Here is a 14278-nt window from a genome sequence, read left to right as displayed (position 1 = left end):
CATTGCTTGGCAGGCGCGGGTCAACCCCGTCAGGACGCTCCGTGCGGCACGCGGATACAGCCATCCAGCCCCGTGGCCACACCCGGAAGGCACGCACCCGCTCGCGGCCGTGTCCTGCCCGGGTGAGGCTGGCCTTGGCCGAGGTCGACCACGGCGCCGGTCTTCGTACGGCCCGCGTGAGGAGCTCGAGATGCCCGAGACGACCGATACCAAGCCCGCCGAGGCTCGGATCGTGGAGGCGAACCGGGCTGTGCGGGAGCGATTCCCGTTCGATGACGAACGCGATCTCGAGGACGCGCGGCGCGGCTTCCTCGGCACGGCCCGGGAGAATGCCATCGCCGATGCCGAGGGCCGGACCGTGTGGGGCCTGGACGACTACGGTTTCCTGCGGCAGGAGTGCCCGGACACGGCCAATCCGAGCCTGTGGCGGCAGAGCCGGCTGTGCAGCGACCACGGCCTCTTCGAGGTGACCGAGGGCATCTACCAGGTCCGCGGGTTCGACCTGTCCAACATGACGATCGTCGAGGGCGAACGGGGGATCCTCGTCATCGACCCCCTGTTGTGCGCGGAGACGGCGGCGGCGGGTCTCGCCCTGTACCGCGCCCACCGCGGAGACCGTCCCGTGACGGGCGTCCTCTACACGCACAGCCACGTCGACCACTTCGGCGGGGTGCGCGGGGTCATCACGGACGAGGACGTCGCGGGCGGCGTTCCCGTCCTCGCCCCGCGGGGCTTCATGGAACACGCAGCCAGCGAGAACGTCTACGCGGGTACGGCCATGGGCCGCCGCGCCGCCTACATGTACGGCGCCGCACTGCCCAAGGGGGAGCGCGGGCAGATCGGCGCGGGCCTCGGACAGACCACCTCCACGGGCGCGGTCACCCTGATCCCGCCGACGGTGGACATCACACGGACCGGGCAGGAGGAGACCGTCGACGGCATCCGGATGGTCTTCCAGCTCACGCCCGGCACCGAGGCCCCGGCGGAGCTCAACATCCACTTCCCCGGCCACGCGGCCCTGTGCATGGCGGAGAACGCGACGCACAATCTGCACAACCTGCTGACGCTCAGGGGCGCCGAGGTCCGCGACCCCCGCGTCTGGGCCCGATACCTCTCCGAAGCCGTCGACCTCTTCGCGGGCTCCAGCGACGTGGCCTTCGCCTCGCACCACTGGCCGGTCTGGGGGCGTGAACGGGTGGTGGAGTTCCTGTCCGAGCAGCGCGACCTGTACGCCTACCTCCACGACCAGACGCTGCGCCTGCTCAACCAGGGGCTGACCGCGCTGGAGATCGCCGAACGCATCGAGGTGCCGCCCGCCCTGGAACGGGCCTGGCACACCCACGGCTACTACGGCTCGGTCAGCCACAACACCAAAGCCGTCTACCAGCGCTACCTCGGCTGGTTCGACGGCAACCCGGCCCACCTGTGGGAACACCCGCCGGCCGAGTCCGCCAAGCGGTACGTGGAGTTCATGGGCGGCGCCGACGACGTGCTGGAGCGTGCCCGCCGCTCGTTCGCCGACGGGGACTACCGCTGGGTGGCGCAGGTCGTCGGCCATGTGGTGTTCGCCGACCCCGACAACGCCGAAGCCCGCGGACTCCAGGCCGACGCCCTGGAGCAGCTCGGCTACGGCAGCGAGAACGGCACCTGGCGCAACTTCTACCTCATGGGCGCCTACGAACTGCGCCACGGCAGCGTCGGGACCCCCACCGTCACGGCGTCGCCCGACGTACTGGCCGCGCTGACCCTGGACCAGCTCTTCGACGCACTCGCCATCCGGGTGGACGGTCCGCGCGGCTGGGACGCGGACATCACCGTGCGCTGGAACATCACCGGCGCCGCGCCGGTCACCATGCGGCTGCGTCACGGCGTCCTCGTCCACGGCACGGGTGCCACCCTCTCCGCGGCCAAGCCGGACGTCGAGATCAGCCTCGCCGAGGCCGACCTGCGCGCGGTCCTGCTCGGCACCCTCGCCCCGGCCGCCCTCGTGGACCGCGCCGGCGTCGAGATCGGCGGCGAACCCGGGAAACTCACCGAACTCCTCGGTCATCTCGACTCCCCGGACCCGGACTTCGCGATCGTCACGCCGTGACCCGACTGTCCGAAGGCGCGCAGGCGCCGGCGCCGAGCCGGCCGAAGCCCGCGGATGCCGGCGCTGACACCGAGCCCGATGCCCGTCGGCTCCCTGCCGGCCTCCCCCTCGTGCGGGTGGCCGACGTGGTTCCTCGGTACGGGGCAGCGGTGGTAGAACGTGCGCGGTAAAGGACGTTCTGGGCATCCGTGCTGCTTGTTCGCGGCGGTGGGGAGCCCCCGCCGCTGAGGGGGTGTGGCGCCATCACTGGACGTCACGGTTTCGGGGACCTGTTACGCGCTCATCGGCGTGCGGCACGTCTGACGTTGGAGCAGTTGGCCGAAGCGTCCGGGGTGAGCGCTCGGTCCCTGTCGGACATGGAGCGCGGGCAGAGCAGGGGCCCGCAGCAGCGGACGGTGACCGCTCTGGCGGACGCGCTCGCGCTGGACGGCGATGTGCGCAAGCAGTTGATCGAGTTGGCGCGTGACGGCCGGCTGCGGGATCACTGGACCCGCCCGAGCGGCCTGTGTGAACTGCCCCGCTCCGTCGACGACTTCACCGGCCATGCCCCGGAACTGGTCTGGGTGAGCGAGCTGGTGTACGCGGAGAGTTCGCCGGGGGTCGGTGTGGTGGGGCTCATCACCGGCTCCGCGGGCATGGGAAAGACCACGTTCGCCGTCCGTGCCGCTCACTCGGTACGCCCGAGCTTTCCCGACGGGGTCTTCTTCCTCGATCTGTTCGGCATGTCCCAGCGGCCTCTGTCCGCCGCCGAAGCTCTGCACCTGCTGCTGCGCGCGTTCGGTGTCACGGACCGGAACATCCCGGGCGACACCCAGGAGCGCGCCTCCCTGTACCGGTCACTGCTGCGGGACAAGCGTGCGCTGGTCGTCCTCGACAACGCCGCGTCGGAGGAACAGGTGCGCCCACTGCTGCCGGGAGGCGGCGCGGGCCGGGCGCTGATCACCACCCGTCGGTTGCTGTCCGGTCTGGAGGGCGTCCGCAGGCTCGTCCTCGGGCCCCTGCCGCCAAGGGAGTCCACCCAGCTTCTGACCGGGATCCTGGGCGATCGCGCCGCCTCCGACGGGGAACCGGCCCTCACCCGGCTCGCCGAGTTGTGCGGTGGGCTGCCGCTGGCCCTGCGGATCATCGGGAACCGTCTGGTCAGCCGACCTGGATGGGGCGCCGCCGAACTTGCCGCCCGGCTGGCGAACGAGGAGCGGAGGCTCGACCAGTTCAAGGCCGGCGACCTCAAGATCGCCAACGCCTTCGGGATGTCGTACGAGCAACTCGCCGACTCCGCGCGGCGGATGTTCCGGCGGCTGGCCGTCGTGCCGGGACAGGACTTCGACGCCGCCCTGGCGGCCGTGGCCGGAGGGGTGTCCGTCGAGGACGCCTGGGAGGCTCTGGACGACCTCGTCGATCTCGGCCTGCTCTACGACAGCGACACGGGCCGCTACCGCTTCCACGAACTGGTCCGCCTGTTCGCCCGCGACCGGCTCCACGAAGAGGAGACCGCGGCCGAGTACGAAGCGCTGACGGAGAGGGTCACGTCGTGGCTGCTGCGGATGGCCACGCTGTCCGGGCGGTGGTTCGAACCCGGCTACGGCCGCTCGGGCCGGCCCGATCCCGATCTCGCCGTCCTGACCTCCCTGGAGGAGGCCGAAGGGTGGCTGCGGGTGAACGTGGACAGCTGGCTGGGCGCACTGCGGGCCGCGGCAGGCGACGGCCGGCACTCCCTCGTCCTCGACTGCGCGGAGTCGATGCACTGGTTCTCCGATCTGTGGGCGCACGGCCCGCACTGGCACGAGGTGTTCACGCTCGGAGCGGAGGCGGCCGACGCCCTCGGCGACCTCGCGCAGCGGGCGACCCAGCTGAACTATCTCGCCTGGGTCCATTCGGTGCCGCCCAGCGACCCGGAGGCCGTACTGCGGTACACGGCCCAGGCGTTGGAGTTGGCCACTCGGGCCGGTGCCGTGGCACAGGTCGCCTGGTCGCACGAGTACATGTCTTCGGCGCTGCGCCTGCGCGGCCGGTTCGATGAGGCCGTCGCCGCGTCGTCGCGGGCGGCGAGGATGTTCAAGAGCATCGGCGACATCGACTCCCACGTCCAGTGCCGCGCTCACATAGCCAACTGCCTTCTTGACGAGGGGCGTTACGCCGAGGCGCTGGAGCAGTACCTCGGACTGCTCACTCTGCTGGAGGACCCGGAGTCGGGCATGACACCCAGCGTCGTCACGGTCAGCCGGCCCCTCGCGCTGATCCGCGTCGGCCATTGTCTCGAACGTCTCGGCCGCCGTACGGAGGCGATCACCACGCTCACCGAGGGCATCGACGTCATCGACGCGCTCCAGATGTCCGACTACCGGCAGGCCGGCGCGCTGGAGACGGTGGCCGCCCTGCTGGCCGACGAAGGCCGTACCGACGAGAGCCGCCATGCCTACGAGCGGGCGGCGCGGGTCTTCGAAGCGATCGGCGACACCGGGGCGAGCGACCGCTGCCACGCCCTGGCGGGCGCCACCCGCTGATCCCGGCCGAGGGGCTGCCCGCCGAGACCTGGCCGGTACTTCTGCGTGCTGTTCTGCATGGTCCTGCCGCGTTCTCCTGGCTTGACTTGGGGGCACCGGGACAGACGTCAAGGCGCTGTCCCTCCAGGTCGGGAGTGGCCATGGCAACGATCAGGAACATCGTTCTCGTACACGGTGGCTTCGTGGACGGATCGGGCTGGCAGGGGGTGTACGACCACCTGAGCGCCGACGGATACAAGGTGGCGGTCGTGCAGAACCCGACGCTGTCGCTGGCCGGCGACGTCGCCGCCACCCACCAGGTCCTCGACGGACTCGACGGACCGGCCGTACTGGTGGGCCACTCCTACGGCGGTGTCGTCATCACCGAGGCCGGCAACCACCCCAACGTCGCGGCGCTCGCCTACATCGCCGCGTTCGCCCCGGACAAGGGCGAGTCCGTCAGCTCTCTGATCGCCGACCCGCCGCCCGGGGCGCCGGTCCCGCCGATCCTGCCGCCCCAGGGCGGGTTCCTGTTCCTCGACCGGGACAGGTTCGCGGCCTCCTTCGCCGCCGACGTGCCCGAGAAGGTGGCCGCGTTCATGGCCGACTCACAGGTTCCCTGGGGCGTCGAGGCCCTCGAAGGGGCGGTGTCCGAACCGGCCTGGCAGACCAAGCCGTCCTGGTACCTGGTCGCCACGGACGACCGCATGATCCCGCCGCCCGCCCAGCGCGTCATGTCGGAGCGGACCGGGGCCACCGTCTCCGAGACCCCCGGAAGTCACGCCGTCTACGTGTCCCGCCCGGCCGTCGTGGCCGCCGTCATCGCCCAGGCCGCCGAAGGACTCGACGGCCAGGAGTAGCAGCGAGGCACCCGGGACGAGAAGTTGGCGTCACGGGGTCACGCGACGACGTCGTCCCGGCAGGACGTGCGTGAGGGACAGCTTCGTCCGTGCCAGGTCCGCCCGGCGGTCACCCGCCGGGCGGACCACTATGAGCAGGTGACTCAGTACCAGAGTTGGTTGTTCGCGTACGAGCAGGACCAGATCTGGACTTGGGTGCCGTCCTGCCACCCGGCGTCCCTGGCGTCCAGGCACTTGTTGGCGTAGACGTTGACGAACGCGTATTGCGGCGCGCAGATCGAATGATCCGCGTTGCAGTAGTCCTTCACGTAGACCTGCCGCCACTGCTGGCTGGTCGTGGCATAGCAGTGCCATTGGTGCACGATGGTGCCATCGGTCGTCCAGGGCCCCTGGACGTCCATGCAGCTGTTGCTCTCCTGATTGCGGAATTTGTAGACGTGGTCCGCCACCTTGTCGAAGTACCAGCGCTGGTTCGTGGTCGGGCCGTTGTCGTGCCAGAGATGGATGGTCGTGCCGTCCGGGTAGTACGGCGAAGCGACGTCGAGGAGTTGATGGTCGGCGATCTCACTCGCGTGCAGGTTGGCCCATACGTACGGACCGTATGTCGCCGCCTGCGCCGAAGGTGCCGCGGCGAAGACGCTGAAAACCATGAGAAGGCCGGCCAGCAGTACGGTCACTCTGCGTCTCGGACGTAGCAGACGATTCCTCACATGAACCCCCGGTTGCCGATTACGTCCTGTTCGGCGCACACTCTCGCACGCCTGTGACGGGGGCCACAACGGCACTGACGGTCAAGGGTGTTGCAAGGCGGGCGAGCGGAACATGGAGCCGTCGCGCACCTGATGCCGTGGGCGAGGGGCCCGCCACCGCAGCCGCATCCGGGGTTCCCCGCGCACGGAGGGGATCGCAGACCTGGAGAGTGAGCGGCAGGCGAGGAGATCGCTGACAGCGCGCGTACGTTGCTGCGCAAGGTGAGGTGGGTGGAAGGTCGAGAGGCGTGCCGAAGGAAATTCGGTCCCACGACGTTCACACCCTGGACATCGGCGACGGCCTGCGCGGATGCCGTCCGGTGGGATCGTATGCCGTGGGCTGGCGCGTGGGCTCCACAGCGCGCGGAAGCGCGCGTGATCCCGGCCGCCCCGGCACCACATCCGAAATGGCTCGAGCAACGGCGAGGAATCGATGAACCCGAGCGACACCGACCGTGCTGAAGGGGCTGTGGCCGAACGCGACGTCGCAGCCGCGGGCGAGGTCAAGCCGCTGCTCGACACCCCGCAGACAGCCGCGGCGGGGGTGGCCATGTGGATCTTCGTCGTGGGCCCGCCGATCTGCCTGATCGCCGTGGCGCCGTTCGTATGGGGATGGGGCCTGTCCGCGCTGGACATCGGCATGGCGGTGGTCGCCTACCTCGTGTCCGGCTTCGGACTCACGGTCGGATACCACCGTCTCTTCACGCATCGTTCCTTCAAGGCGCGGCGGGGCCTGCGGATCGCCCTGGCCGTCGCGGGTTCGCTGGGCGTCGAGGGTTCACCGGTCCAGTGGGTGGCGAACCACCGCCGTCATCACGCCTTCGCCGACCGAGAGGGCGACCCGCACTCGCCCTGGCGCTACGGAAGCGACACCCGCGCGCTGCTCAAGGGGCTCCTCCACGCGCACATCGGCTGGATGCTGAAGCGCGAGCTGAGCAACCGCGCCCGGTTCGCGCCCGACATCGCCGCCGATCCCGACCTGCGGCTCATCGGTCGGCTCTTCGGGCTGCTGACCGCCGTCTCGCTGCTGCTCCCGGCACTGGTCGGCGGGCTCGTCACCGGCACCTGGACCGGCGCCCTGACCGGGTTCATCTGGGCCGGCGTGATCCGGATGGCGCTGCTGCACCACGTCACGTGGTCGGTGAACTCGGTATGCCACGTCGCGGGCACCCGCCCGTTCATGAGCCGGGACAAGGCCACCAACTTCTGGCCGCTCGCCCTGCTGTCCTTCGGCGAGAGCTGGCACAACTCACATCACGCCGACCCCACGGGCGCGCGCCACGGCGTGCTGCCGGGCCAGCTCGATCCGTCGGCACGCCTCATCCGGGTGTTCGAGCAGCTGCGCTGGGCCCACGACGTGCGCTGGCCGAGCCCGGACCGTCTCAGCGCCCGGCTGCTCCCCGATGCGGCCGACCCGAGCCGGCCCGCCGTCTGACATCCCGCGGGGTACGGCGAGAACGGCACCCCACGACCCGTACGGACGGACACGTCGGCGGCCGGAAGCCCGGCCGCCGACGGGATGGGCCCCTCGTCTCCGTCAGGCACCGAGCAGGCCGACCGCTCCGTACCAGACCGGTCCGGGGTTGAGCCGGTCCGGGTAGAGGGTCGTCATCCGGTCGAAGTACTCGCGTGCGGTGGGCTTCTGGCCGAGCAGGCGGATGGCGTCCAGGAGGTACTGGCGGGTCTCCTCGATCGTGGCCGGGTCGTCGGGCAGATCCTTGTTCTTGTGGCCGGCCACGACGTGGCGCGGCTGGAGCGCGGCGACACGGTCGAGGGCCTGGAGCCATTCCTGGAGGCCGCCGTCGCCGCCTTCGAGGATGTACTGGTGGACGCCGTTGTAGACGACGTCGCCGGCCACCACGAGTCCGATCGACGGCACGTGCAGGACCGTGGTCTTGTCGGTGTCGGTGTGACCGACCTCGACGGCCTCGATGAGGTTGCCCTCCAGCAGGAAGCCCTCGGCGGGGACGGGCTGGGCCAGGACCGGGGTGTCGGGGATCAGGCCGGGGAAACGCTTGTCCCACAGTTGCTCGCGTCCCTCGGTGGCCTGCTCGTGCATGACCTCGATGGTCCCGGGGGTCGCGTAGACGGTGACACCGGGGAAGCGCTTCACGAGATCGGCGGTACCGAACCAGTGGTCGCCGTGGCCGTGAGTGGCGTAGATGTAGGCCAGGCGCTTGCCGGAGCGGTCGATCCAGTCGCCCACCCGCTTGGTCTGCTCGATGGTGAGAGGCGGGTCGACCAGTACGGCGTCCTCGTCCCCGAAGATCAGCGTCGACGTCAGCGGCGAGGAGACGATCCCTTCACCGTTGGGCAGCCGCTCGTCACCGGCCCGGCGGTTCCCTTCCTGGACGAGAACCTCGTACGCCAGGGGACTGGGTGCGGATGCGGTCATTGTGGTGCCTCCTTCTGGGGCGGAATCCGGTTTCTCGCTGCCGCCCGCTCCGTGGCCGGGTCGTGAGCCGGGCGCTTCGCAGGGTGGGGGCGGAGGGGATCCGATCCGACGGGTGCGATCGGCCCGGCGCGGGCGTGAACCGGCGCGGCAGGCGCGTCGCATGCGTCCCGCCGACCCTGGTCGTACGTGCCCGAGTGTGGGGGACAGGTGCGCTTTCGCGTGATCCTTGGGAAATAAGCGTAACACGTTTACGTATGTCGCATCGGAGTTGCGGCGGCCGCGCCCTCGTCACCTCGGGGGAGTGGAGGACCTGTGGAGCGGCGGAAGCGGCGGGCGGCCGCGCGTGGCCCGCGCGTGTTGTTCGCCTTGTTTGCCGCGGGCGACGGATGGCGTGAGGTGGATCGGCTTCCGGTGTGCGGCCGGTCAGGCCGTCTCGGCGGTCGCCCGCTTGCGGGCGCGGTGGTTGCGCAGGTTGACCGCGTTGCCGCAGAGGCGCACGTCGTGCCAGACGCCGCTGTTGTTCCGGGAGCGGTCGAAGAAGGCGACCGCGCAGTGGGTGTTGCGGCAACTCTTGAGACGGCGCAGGGAGTCGGTGCACTGGGCCTCGTAAGCCTCGATCATGGCGAGGGAGGCCACCTGGCGCCATCCCGTGCCCCTCGCCTCGGCGTGGATGCGGCCGTCGGCGCCGATCCGGAGAGCGGTCGGCGTGGCCGTCAGCGAGGCCGCCGGGAGCGACTGCGGTGAACTGTCCGTTCCCGCCGCCTGCAGATGCCGGCGCAGGTCGTGCCGGAAGTCGCGCAGTTTCTGCAGCTCCTCGGCCGTGATCTCGACCGCGGGTGCGGGGCGGCGGGTCTCGCCGCTCCACTTCGCGAGTGCCTGGGCGAGCCACGTCCGCGCGTCCTCGACGTCCTCCAGGAGGTCGGCCTCGCGCGGCTTGCCCGCGGAGATCGTGTTGAGCAGATCCTGGACGAATGCCAGTCCGCCCGGGGCGGGCTCCAGGTCGTATCGGTCGGTCGCAGTCCAGGGCATCCTCGAAACCGCCTTTCTTGCGAGATGACGAACGACATGTGCACAGCCACTTTACCTCTTCCGGTGAGAGGTCTGAGCGGTTCGAGCGGCGGGGGTGATCTCCGACGCCCCCTGTCGAAGTCGTGTGCGCTGAGGAGACTTACCGCTCTCGCGGGCCGCGCTTTGCGAAGAGGTCTCCGGTCGGCCTCCGGTGGGGCCGCACGTGAGTCAAAAGAGGCGTCGTCCGGTGACGTGCGCCCGCGCGAGCTGTACGACGTGACGTCACTCGGCGGCTCGTGGAGGGCGCGGCTGTCGTCAGAGCGACGTACTGACGGCGCCGGGGCCGGTGATCGGCTGCACGTCGGAGCCGGAGACCTCGTGCCCGCAGGAGCAGCGGAGCTCGACGTGCACCTCGCCGCCGCAGCCGGTGTGGTTCAGCAGTGCCGGTGCGCCCTCGGGGCCGCCGAGATGGTTGTCTCCGTACTGGAGGAGGGCGGCCAGAACCCACTGCAGGTCGTGGGCGGGCGACGTGAGGTGGTACTCCTGGCGGGCGCGCTGTCCGGCCTCCTTGTAGCTGCGGCGCTCCAGCAGGCCCGCGTCGACGAGCTGTCCCAGGCGTTCGGTGAGGACGCGACGCGAGATCCCGAGGTGGTCGGCGATCTCGTCGAAGCGGTGCAGCCCGGCGAAGACCTCGCGCAGGATGAGAAGGGTCCACCGCTCGCCGACCAGACCCAAGGTCGCGGCGACGCTGCAATTGCCGAGATCAAGTTCACGCCACTCCATGCCGTACAGGATACTCCAGGGTTGCGATCTGGAACCCAGCCCTTGACCGTCCTGAGTTCCGGATGGAAACTTAGGTGGTGGTGGAACGCGTGTGGTCGGCCTCCGGTCCCGCCGCCCGCCATTGGACGGGAGCCGGAGCGGGTGGCGACGCGTTCACTGATCCCCGCACTCAGCCCTGAGCATGGAGGAAGCATGTCGAGCAACCAGGCGATCGTTGATGCCTGCCACCGCGCCTACACCGGATTCGAGAAGAACGACTCGTCCGACCTGGTGGCTCTGATGTCTGCGGACGTGGTCTTCCACTTCCCCGCCTCCCTGCCCTACGGCGGGACCTTCCACGGCCGGGACGGCTTCGTGGCCTTCTACCAGGACCTCTTCGACCACTACTACGAGTACTTCAACTACGACCTGCACACGGTGCTCGACGCCGGGTCGCACGTGGTGGTACCCGTCCGGGCCCGCGCGAAGGCGAAGAACGGCCGCATCATGGAGAACGAGCACCTGCTGCTGTTCGCCGTGACCGACGGACTGATCACGGAGGCGCGGCTGTACGCGGACACCGCCAAGGGGCGCGATGTGATCGAAGGCCTCGAGTTCTTCCCCTCCGCCGCCGACTGAGGCGGAAGGTATCGGCGGCCCTCCGGCGAAAGCCAGGACCGGCCCCCTTCCCGGGGCGGTGTCCGTCCCTGGACAGGGAGGAGCCACATGACGACGGAACGCGTCGCCGACACCGACGTACGGTACCGGCGCGATCGCGACGGGGATCTGGCCGTGGTGTTCGTCCACGGTTTCCTCGACGACCAGTACGCGTGGGACCGCCTCATCGCGCGGCTCACCACGCCAGGCATCGAGTGCGTCACCCTGGACCTGGCCGGCTGCGGTGACCGCGACACGGCGGACGGCCCCTACGACTACGACCGGTTCGCCGACGAGGTGGGCGCGGTGGTCGACGCTCTGGGCAAGCCCTTCGTGATCGTCGGCCAGAGCATGGGTGCGGCCGTGGCCGAACTGGTCGCGGTCCAGCGCCCCGACCGGGTCCGCGGACTCGTGCTGGTGACTCCGGTTCCCCTCGGGGGTGTGCGCCTGCCCGACGAGATGATCGAGCGTTTCCGCTCGTTGGGCGGTGACGCGGACGGGCAGCGGGGTGTGCGCGACCGGTTGTCCGTGGCGTTCCCGGAGGCGGAACTCGACCGGCTGGTGGCGACCGGACGGCGTCTGCGCCCGGAGGTCATCCGTGCCCTCGCCGACTGCTGGAACACCGGACACCCTCTCGGCGAACGGCCGAGTGCGTACGCCGGCCCGGTGCTCCTCGTCCGGGGCGAGGGGGACGGATTCGTCACCCAGGACATGGTCGACAACACGATCGCGCCACGCTTCTCCGCCCTGGCAGTGCTGTCGGTGGCCCGGGCCGGCCACTGGGTCCACATCGAGCGGGCGGCCGACGTCGCCGTGCGCCTCGACCGCTTCCTCGCCGAGGTTCTCGGTCCCGAGGGTGGCCCCGCCGCGCACACCCCGCGTCCGCAGGGGTGGACGAACGCCTTCGCGCAGAAGTCCGCCGACGCGTTCGGTGAGGCGTTCGCCGAGGACGTGGTCCTGGAGGCGAGCATCCTGACCCGCCCGGTGGAAGGCCGCGACCAGGTGCAGAAGGTGATGGGCGCGGCGAGCGTGATCTACGAGTCGCTCCGCTTCACCCGGGAGGCCGTCGACGGCCCGCGCACGTACCTGGAGTGGGAGGCCACCGCGTTCGGGGGCATGCCGATCGAGGGCGTCACCATCCTGACCAAGAACGCGGACGGCCGGGCCTTCCGAGTCGCCATCCAGCACCGTCCGCTGGGCGCCGTCCTCCGCTTCTCCACGGAACTGCGCGACCGACTGACCGGTGAGATCGACGCCGACCACTTCCACCGGGGCTGAGGTCCCTGCCGGTTCCGAAGGTGTCGCTTGCTGTCGCGGTCCGCGCGCACCCGCGGCGGTGGTGCCGCAGGAGAGCGGTGCGTCCGTGGTGCACCGCGCGCTGTCCCTGGCCGGCCGGAGCCCGCGATGGAGCCGTCCCGCCCCCTGGCGGCAGCCGCCCGGACGCGCATGCCCACGCTTCCGGATCTGTCCCGGGCCCGGTACGGCCCCGGGCACGCCGCCGTCGAGGTCGCCGGGGCGCCGGCGTCGGATCGCCGTTACCTCCCGACCGGATTTCAATGAAAATACTTAGGTAACGGAGAAAACCATGACAACCGTAGTCACCAACACAGAACCCTCGGTGGACGAGCTCAAAGCTCTGCTCGCACTCCAGCGGAAGGCGTTCCTCGCGGAGGGGCCGCCCTCCGCGGAGGTCCGGCGCAACCGGCTCGACCGGCTTCTCGCGGCCGTCCTCGGCTCCGCGGACGAGCTGGCCGAGGCCCTGAGCGCGGACTTCGGCAACCGGCCCGTGGGCCTCACCCTCGGCACCGAGATCGCCACGACCATCGACGTGGTCCAGCACCTGCGGGCGAACCTCGAGGAGTGGATGCGGCCCGTCGAGTACCCGGACGACTTCCTCCCGACCACGGTCGATGTCGACCCGCTCGGTGTCGTGGGTGTGGTCGGCCCGTGGAACTTCCCCATCACCCTGGTGGTGCACCCCGCCGCGGAGGCCCTCGCGGCCGGCAATCGCGTCATGATCAAGTTCTCGGACGGTGACGTCCGCACGGGCGAGGTGTTCGCCAAGGCGATCGCGAAGCACTTCGACCCCTCCGAGGTGGCGGTGGTCCTCGGCGGTGTCGAGCTGAGCGCGGCGTTCTCGGCCCTTCCTTTCAACCACCTGATGTTCACCGGGTCTCCCGGTGTGGGCAAGCTCGTCCAGAAGGCGGCGGCGGAGAACCTCACCCCCGTCACCCTCGAACTCGGCGGCAAGAACCCCGTCGTGGTGGGCCATGACGCCGTCCTGTCCGACGCCGCGGTCCGCGTCGCGGGCTCACGGCTGGCCAACGGCGGACAGTTCTGCCTCGGCCCGGACTACGTCTTCGTGCCGCGCGTGGATGTCGAGGAGTTCGTGGAGAGGACACGGCAGGCTTTCGTCGACCTCTTCCCGGACTACGCCACCCACCCCGGCGTCACCTCCGTGATCAACGACAGGAACTTCGACCGGATCACCGGACTGATCGACGACGCCGTCACCAAGGGCGCCACCGCGGTGCTGGGAGTCCCCGAAGGCGACCCGGCGGCCCTCCCGGACCGGTCCACGCGCCGCATCCCGCCGACGATCCTGCTGAACGTGACCGACGACATGCTCGTCGCCGACGAGGAGATCTTCGGGCCGGTCGTCGTGGTGCTCCCCTACGACGACATCACGGAAGCCATCGCCTACGTCAACGACCGTCCGTCGCCGCTGGCCGCGTACTGGTACGGCGACGACAGCGCCGACTTCCGCGCGTTCCGGCACCGTACGGCCAGCGGCGGAATGGCCCGCAACGACTTCGCGGTACAGATCTTCCTGCCCGACGTTCCCTTCGGCGGTGTCGGCCAGAGCGGCATGGGCGCCTACCACGGCAGGACCGGATTCGACACCTTCAGCCACAAACGGGCCATCACCACCTCCCAGTTGCCCGTCCCCTTCGCCGTCCAGGCCGTCACCTTCGACGACGAGGGACCCGCCCAGATCCACGACCGGATCGCCTCCGCGCTCGACGAGGTCAACGCGCGACTGAAGTAGCGCCGGCCGACGACTGTCCGCAGTCCGCAGTCCGCAGTCCGCAGTCCGCAGTCGGGCAGGTGCCGGGACGGCGGGCTGATGGGCGCCCGGCTCGCCCCCGCACCTTCGCCGTACGGAGGCGGTGTGACCCGCGCGAGCAGAGGCCGCCGCACCCTCTTCCTCACCGGACTCGGTGTCTTCGTCGCGGGCAACCTCCGCACCGCCCTCGTCCCCGACTTCGAAG

11 protein-coding genes are annotated in these 14278 nt (G+C 70.2%); 7 read left to right on the top strand and 4 right to left on the bottom strand.

The features are described from left to right. The first annotated feature begins 190 nt into the window (after nt 1-190). The 3 genes from ACWCQK_RS31925 to ACWCQK_RS31915 all read left to right on the top strand — a co-directional run bounded on the left by ACWCQK_RS31925 (nt 191) and on the right by ACWCQK_RS31915 (nt 5435). Nucleotides 191-2092 (top strand): alkyl/aryl-sulfatase, encoded by a 1902-nt coding sequence (locus ACWCQK_RS31925; protein WP_451160935.1) that lies wholly within the window; start codon nt 191-193, stop codon nt 2090-2092. Between the two features lie 188 nt (nt 2093-2280). Further along, nucleotides 2281-4596, top strand: a complete 2316-nt coding sequence (locus tag ACWCQK_RS31920) for a helix-turn-helix domain-containing protein (RefSeq protein ID WP_451160933.1) — start codon at nt 2281-2283, stop codon at nt 4594-4596. Between the two features lie 140 nt (nt 4597-4736). Then, nucleotides 4737-5435 (top strand): alpha/beta fold hydrolase, encoded by a 699-nt coding sequence (locus tag ACWCQK_RS31915; RefSeq protein ID WP_451160931.1) that lies wholly within the window; start codon nt 4737-4739, stop codon nt 5433-5435. A 143-nt stretch (nt 5436-5578) separates the two neighbouring features. Here the strand turns inward: ACWCQK_RS31915 and ACWCQK_RS31910 are convergent, their stop codons facing one another. Continuing rightward, entirely contained in the window at nt 5579-6112 is a 534-nt protein-coding gene (locus ACWCQK_RS31910; RefSeq protein ID WP_451160929.1) for an RICIN domain-containing protein, read from the bottom strand. 505 nt (nt 6113-6617) lie between these two features. Here ACWCQK_RS31910 and ACWCQK_RS31905 point away from each other — a divergent pair. Further along, nucleotides 6618-7619 (top strand): acyl-CoA desaturase, encoded by a 1002-nt coding sequence (locus tag ACWCQK_RS31905; protein ID WP_451160927.1) that lies wholly within the window; start codon nt 6618-6620, stop codon nt 7617-7619. 102 nt (nt 7620-7721) lie between these two features. Here ACWCQK_RS31905 and ACWCQK_RS31900 read toward each other — a convergent pair whose 3' ends face one another. From ACWCQK_RS31900 to ACWCQK_RS31890, 3 genes are all read right to left on the bottom strand, one after another. Beyond that, complete coding sequence (locus tag ACWCQK_RS31900) at nt 7722-8579, bottom strand: MBL fold metallo-hydrolase (protein ID WP_451160925.1); 858 nt, start codon at nt 8577-8579, stop codon at nt 7722-7724. Nucleotides 8580-9002: 423 nt separating this feature from the next. Continuing rightward, entirely contained in the window at nt 9003-9608 is a 606-nt protein-coding gene (locus ACWCQK_RS31895; protein WP_451160923.1) for a CGNR zinc finger domain-containing protein, read from the bottom strand. Nucleotides 9609-9902: 294 nt separating this feature from the next. Next, a complete protein-coding gene (locus ACWCQK_RS31890) occupies nt 9903-10370 on the bottom strand; it encodes a winged helix-turn-helix transcriptional regulator (RefSeq protein ID WP_451160921.1) in 468 nt (155 codons plus the stop codon). A 192-nt stretch (nt 10371-10562) separates the two neighbouring features. Between ACWCQK_RS31890 and ACWCQK_RS31885 the strand changes: the two genes are divergently transcribed. From ACWCQK_RS31885 to ACWCQK_RS31875, 3 genes are all read left to right on the top strand, one after another. Further along, complete coding sequence (locus tag ACWCQK_RS31885; protein ID WP_451160919.1) at nt 10563-10988, top strand: nuclear transport factor 2 family protein; 426 nt, start codon at nt 10563-10565, stop codon at nt 10986-10988. Between the two features lie 87 nt (nt 10989-11075). Then, nucleotides 11076-12284, top strand: coding sequence for an alpha/beta fold hydrolase (locus ACWCQK_RS31880; RefSeq protein ID WP_451160917.1), 1209 nt, complete (start codon nt 11076-11078; stop codon nt 12282-12284). Between the two features lie 307 nt (nt 12285-12591). Beyond that, complete coding sequence (locus ACWCQK_RS31875) at nt 12592-14055, top strand: aldehyde dehydrogenase family protein (RefSeq protein WP_451160915.1); 1464 nt, start codon at nt 12592-12594, stop codon at nt 14053-14055. Nucleotides 14056-14278 lie beyond the last annotated feature (223 nt).

The sequence above is a fragment of the Streptomyces sp. NPDC002306 genome, from assembly GCF_053593435.1.
This window is presented reverse-complemented; position numbering and strand designations above follow the sequence as displayed.

What these genes read in the sequence shown, in the direction of transcription:
- ACWCQK_RS31925 (WP_451160935.1), top strand. Translation starts at nt 191, where the DNA reads ATGCCCGAGACGACCGATACCAAGCCCGCCGAGGCTCGGATCGTGGAG.
- ACWCQK_RS31915 (WP_451160931.1), top strand. Translation starts at nt 4,737, where the DNA reads ATGGCAACGATCAGGAACATCGTTCTCGTACACGGTGGCTTCGTGGAC.
- ACWCQK_RS31905 (WP_451160927.1), top strand. Translation starts at nt 6,618, where the DNA reads ATGAACCCGAGCGACACCGACCGTGCTGAAGGGGCTGTGGCCGAACGC.
- ACWCQK_RS31900 (WP_451160925.1), bottom strand. Translation starts at nt 8,579, where the DNA reads ATGACCGCATCCGCACCCAGTCCCCTGGCGTACGAGGTTCTCGTCCAG.
- ACWCQK_RS31895 (WP_451160923.1), bottom strand. Translation starts at nt 9,608, where the DNA reads ATGCCCTGGACTGCGACCGACCGATACGACCTGGAGCCCGCCCCGGGC.
- ACWCQK_RS31890 (WP_451160921.1), bottom strand. Translation starts at nt 10,370, where the DNA reads ATGGAGTGGCGTGAACTTGATCTCGGCAATTGCAGCGTCGCCGCGACC.
- ACWCQK_RS31885 (WP_451160919.1), top strand. Translation starts at nt 10,563, where the DNA reads ATGTCGAGCAACCAGGCGATCGTTGATGCCTGCCACCGCGCCTACACC.
- ACWCQK_RS31880 (WP_451160917.1), top strand. Translation starts at nt 11,076, where the DNA reads ATGACGACGGAACGCGTCGCCGACACCGACGTACGGTACCGGCGCGAT.
- ACWCQK_RS31875 (WP_451160915.1), top strand. Translation starts at nt 12,592, where the DNA reads ATGACAACCGTAGTCACCAACACAGAACCCTCGGTGGACGAGCTCAAA.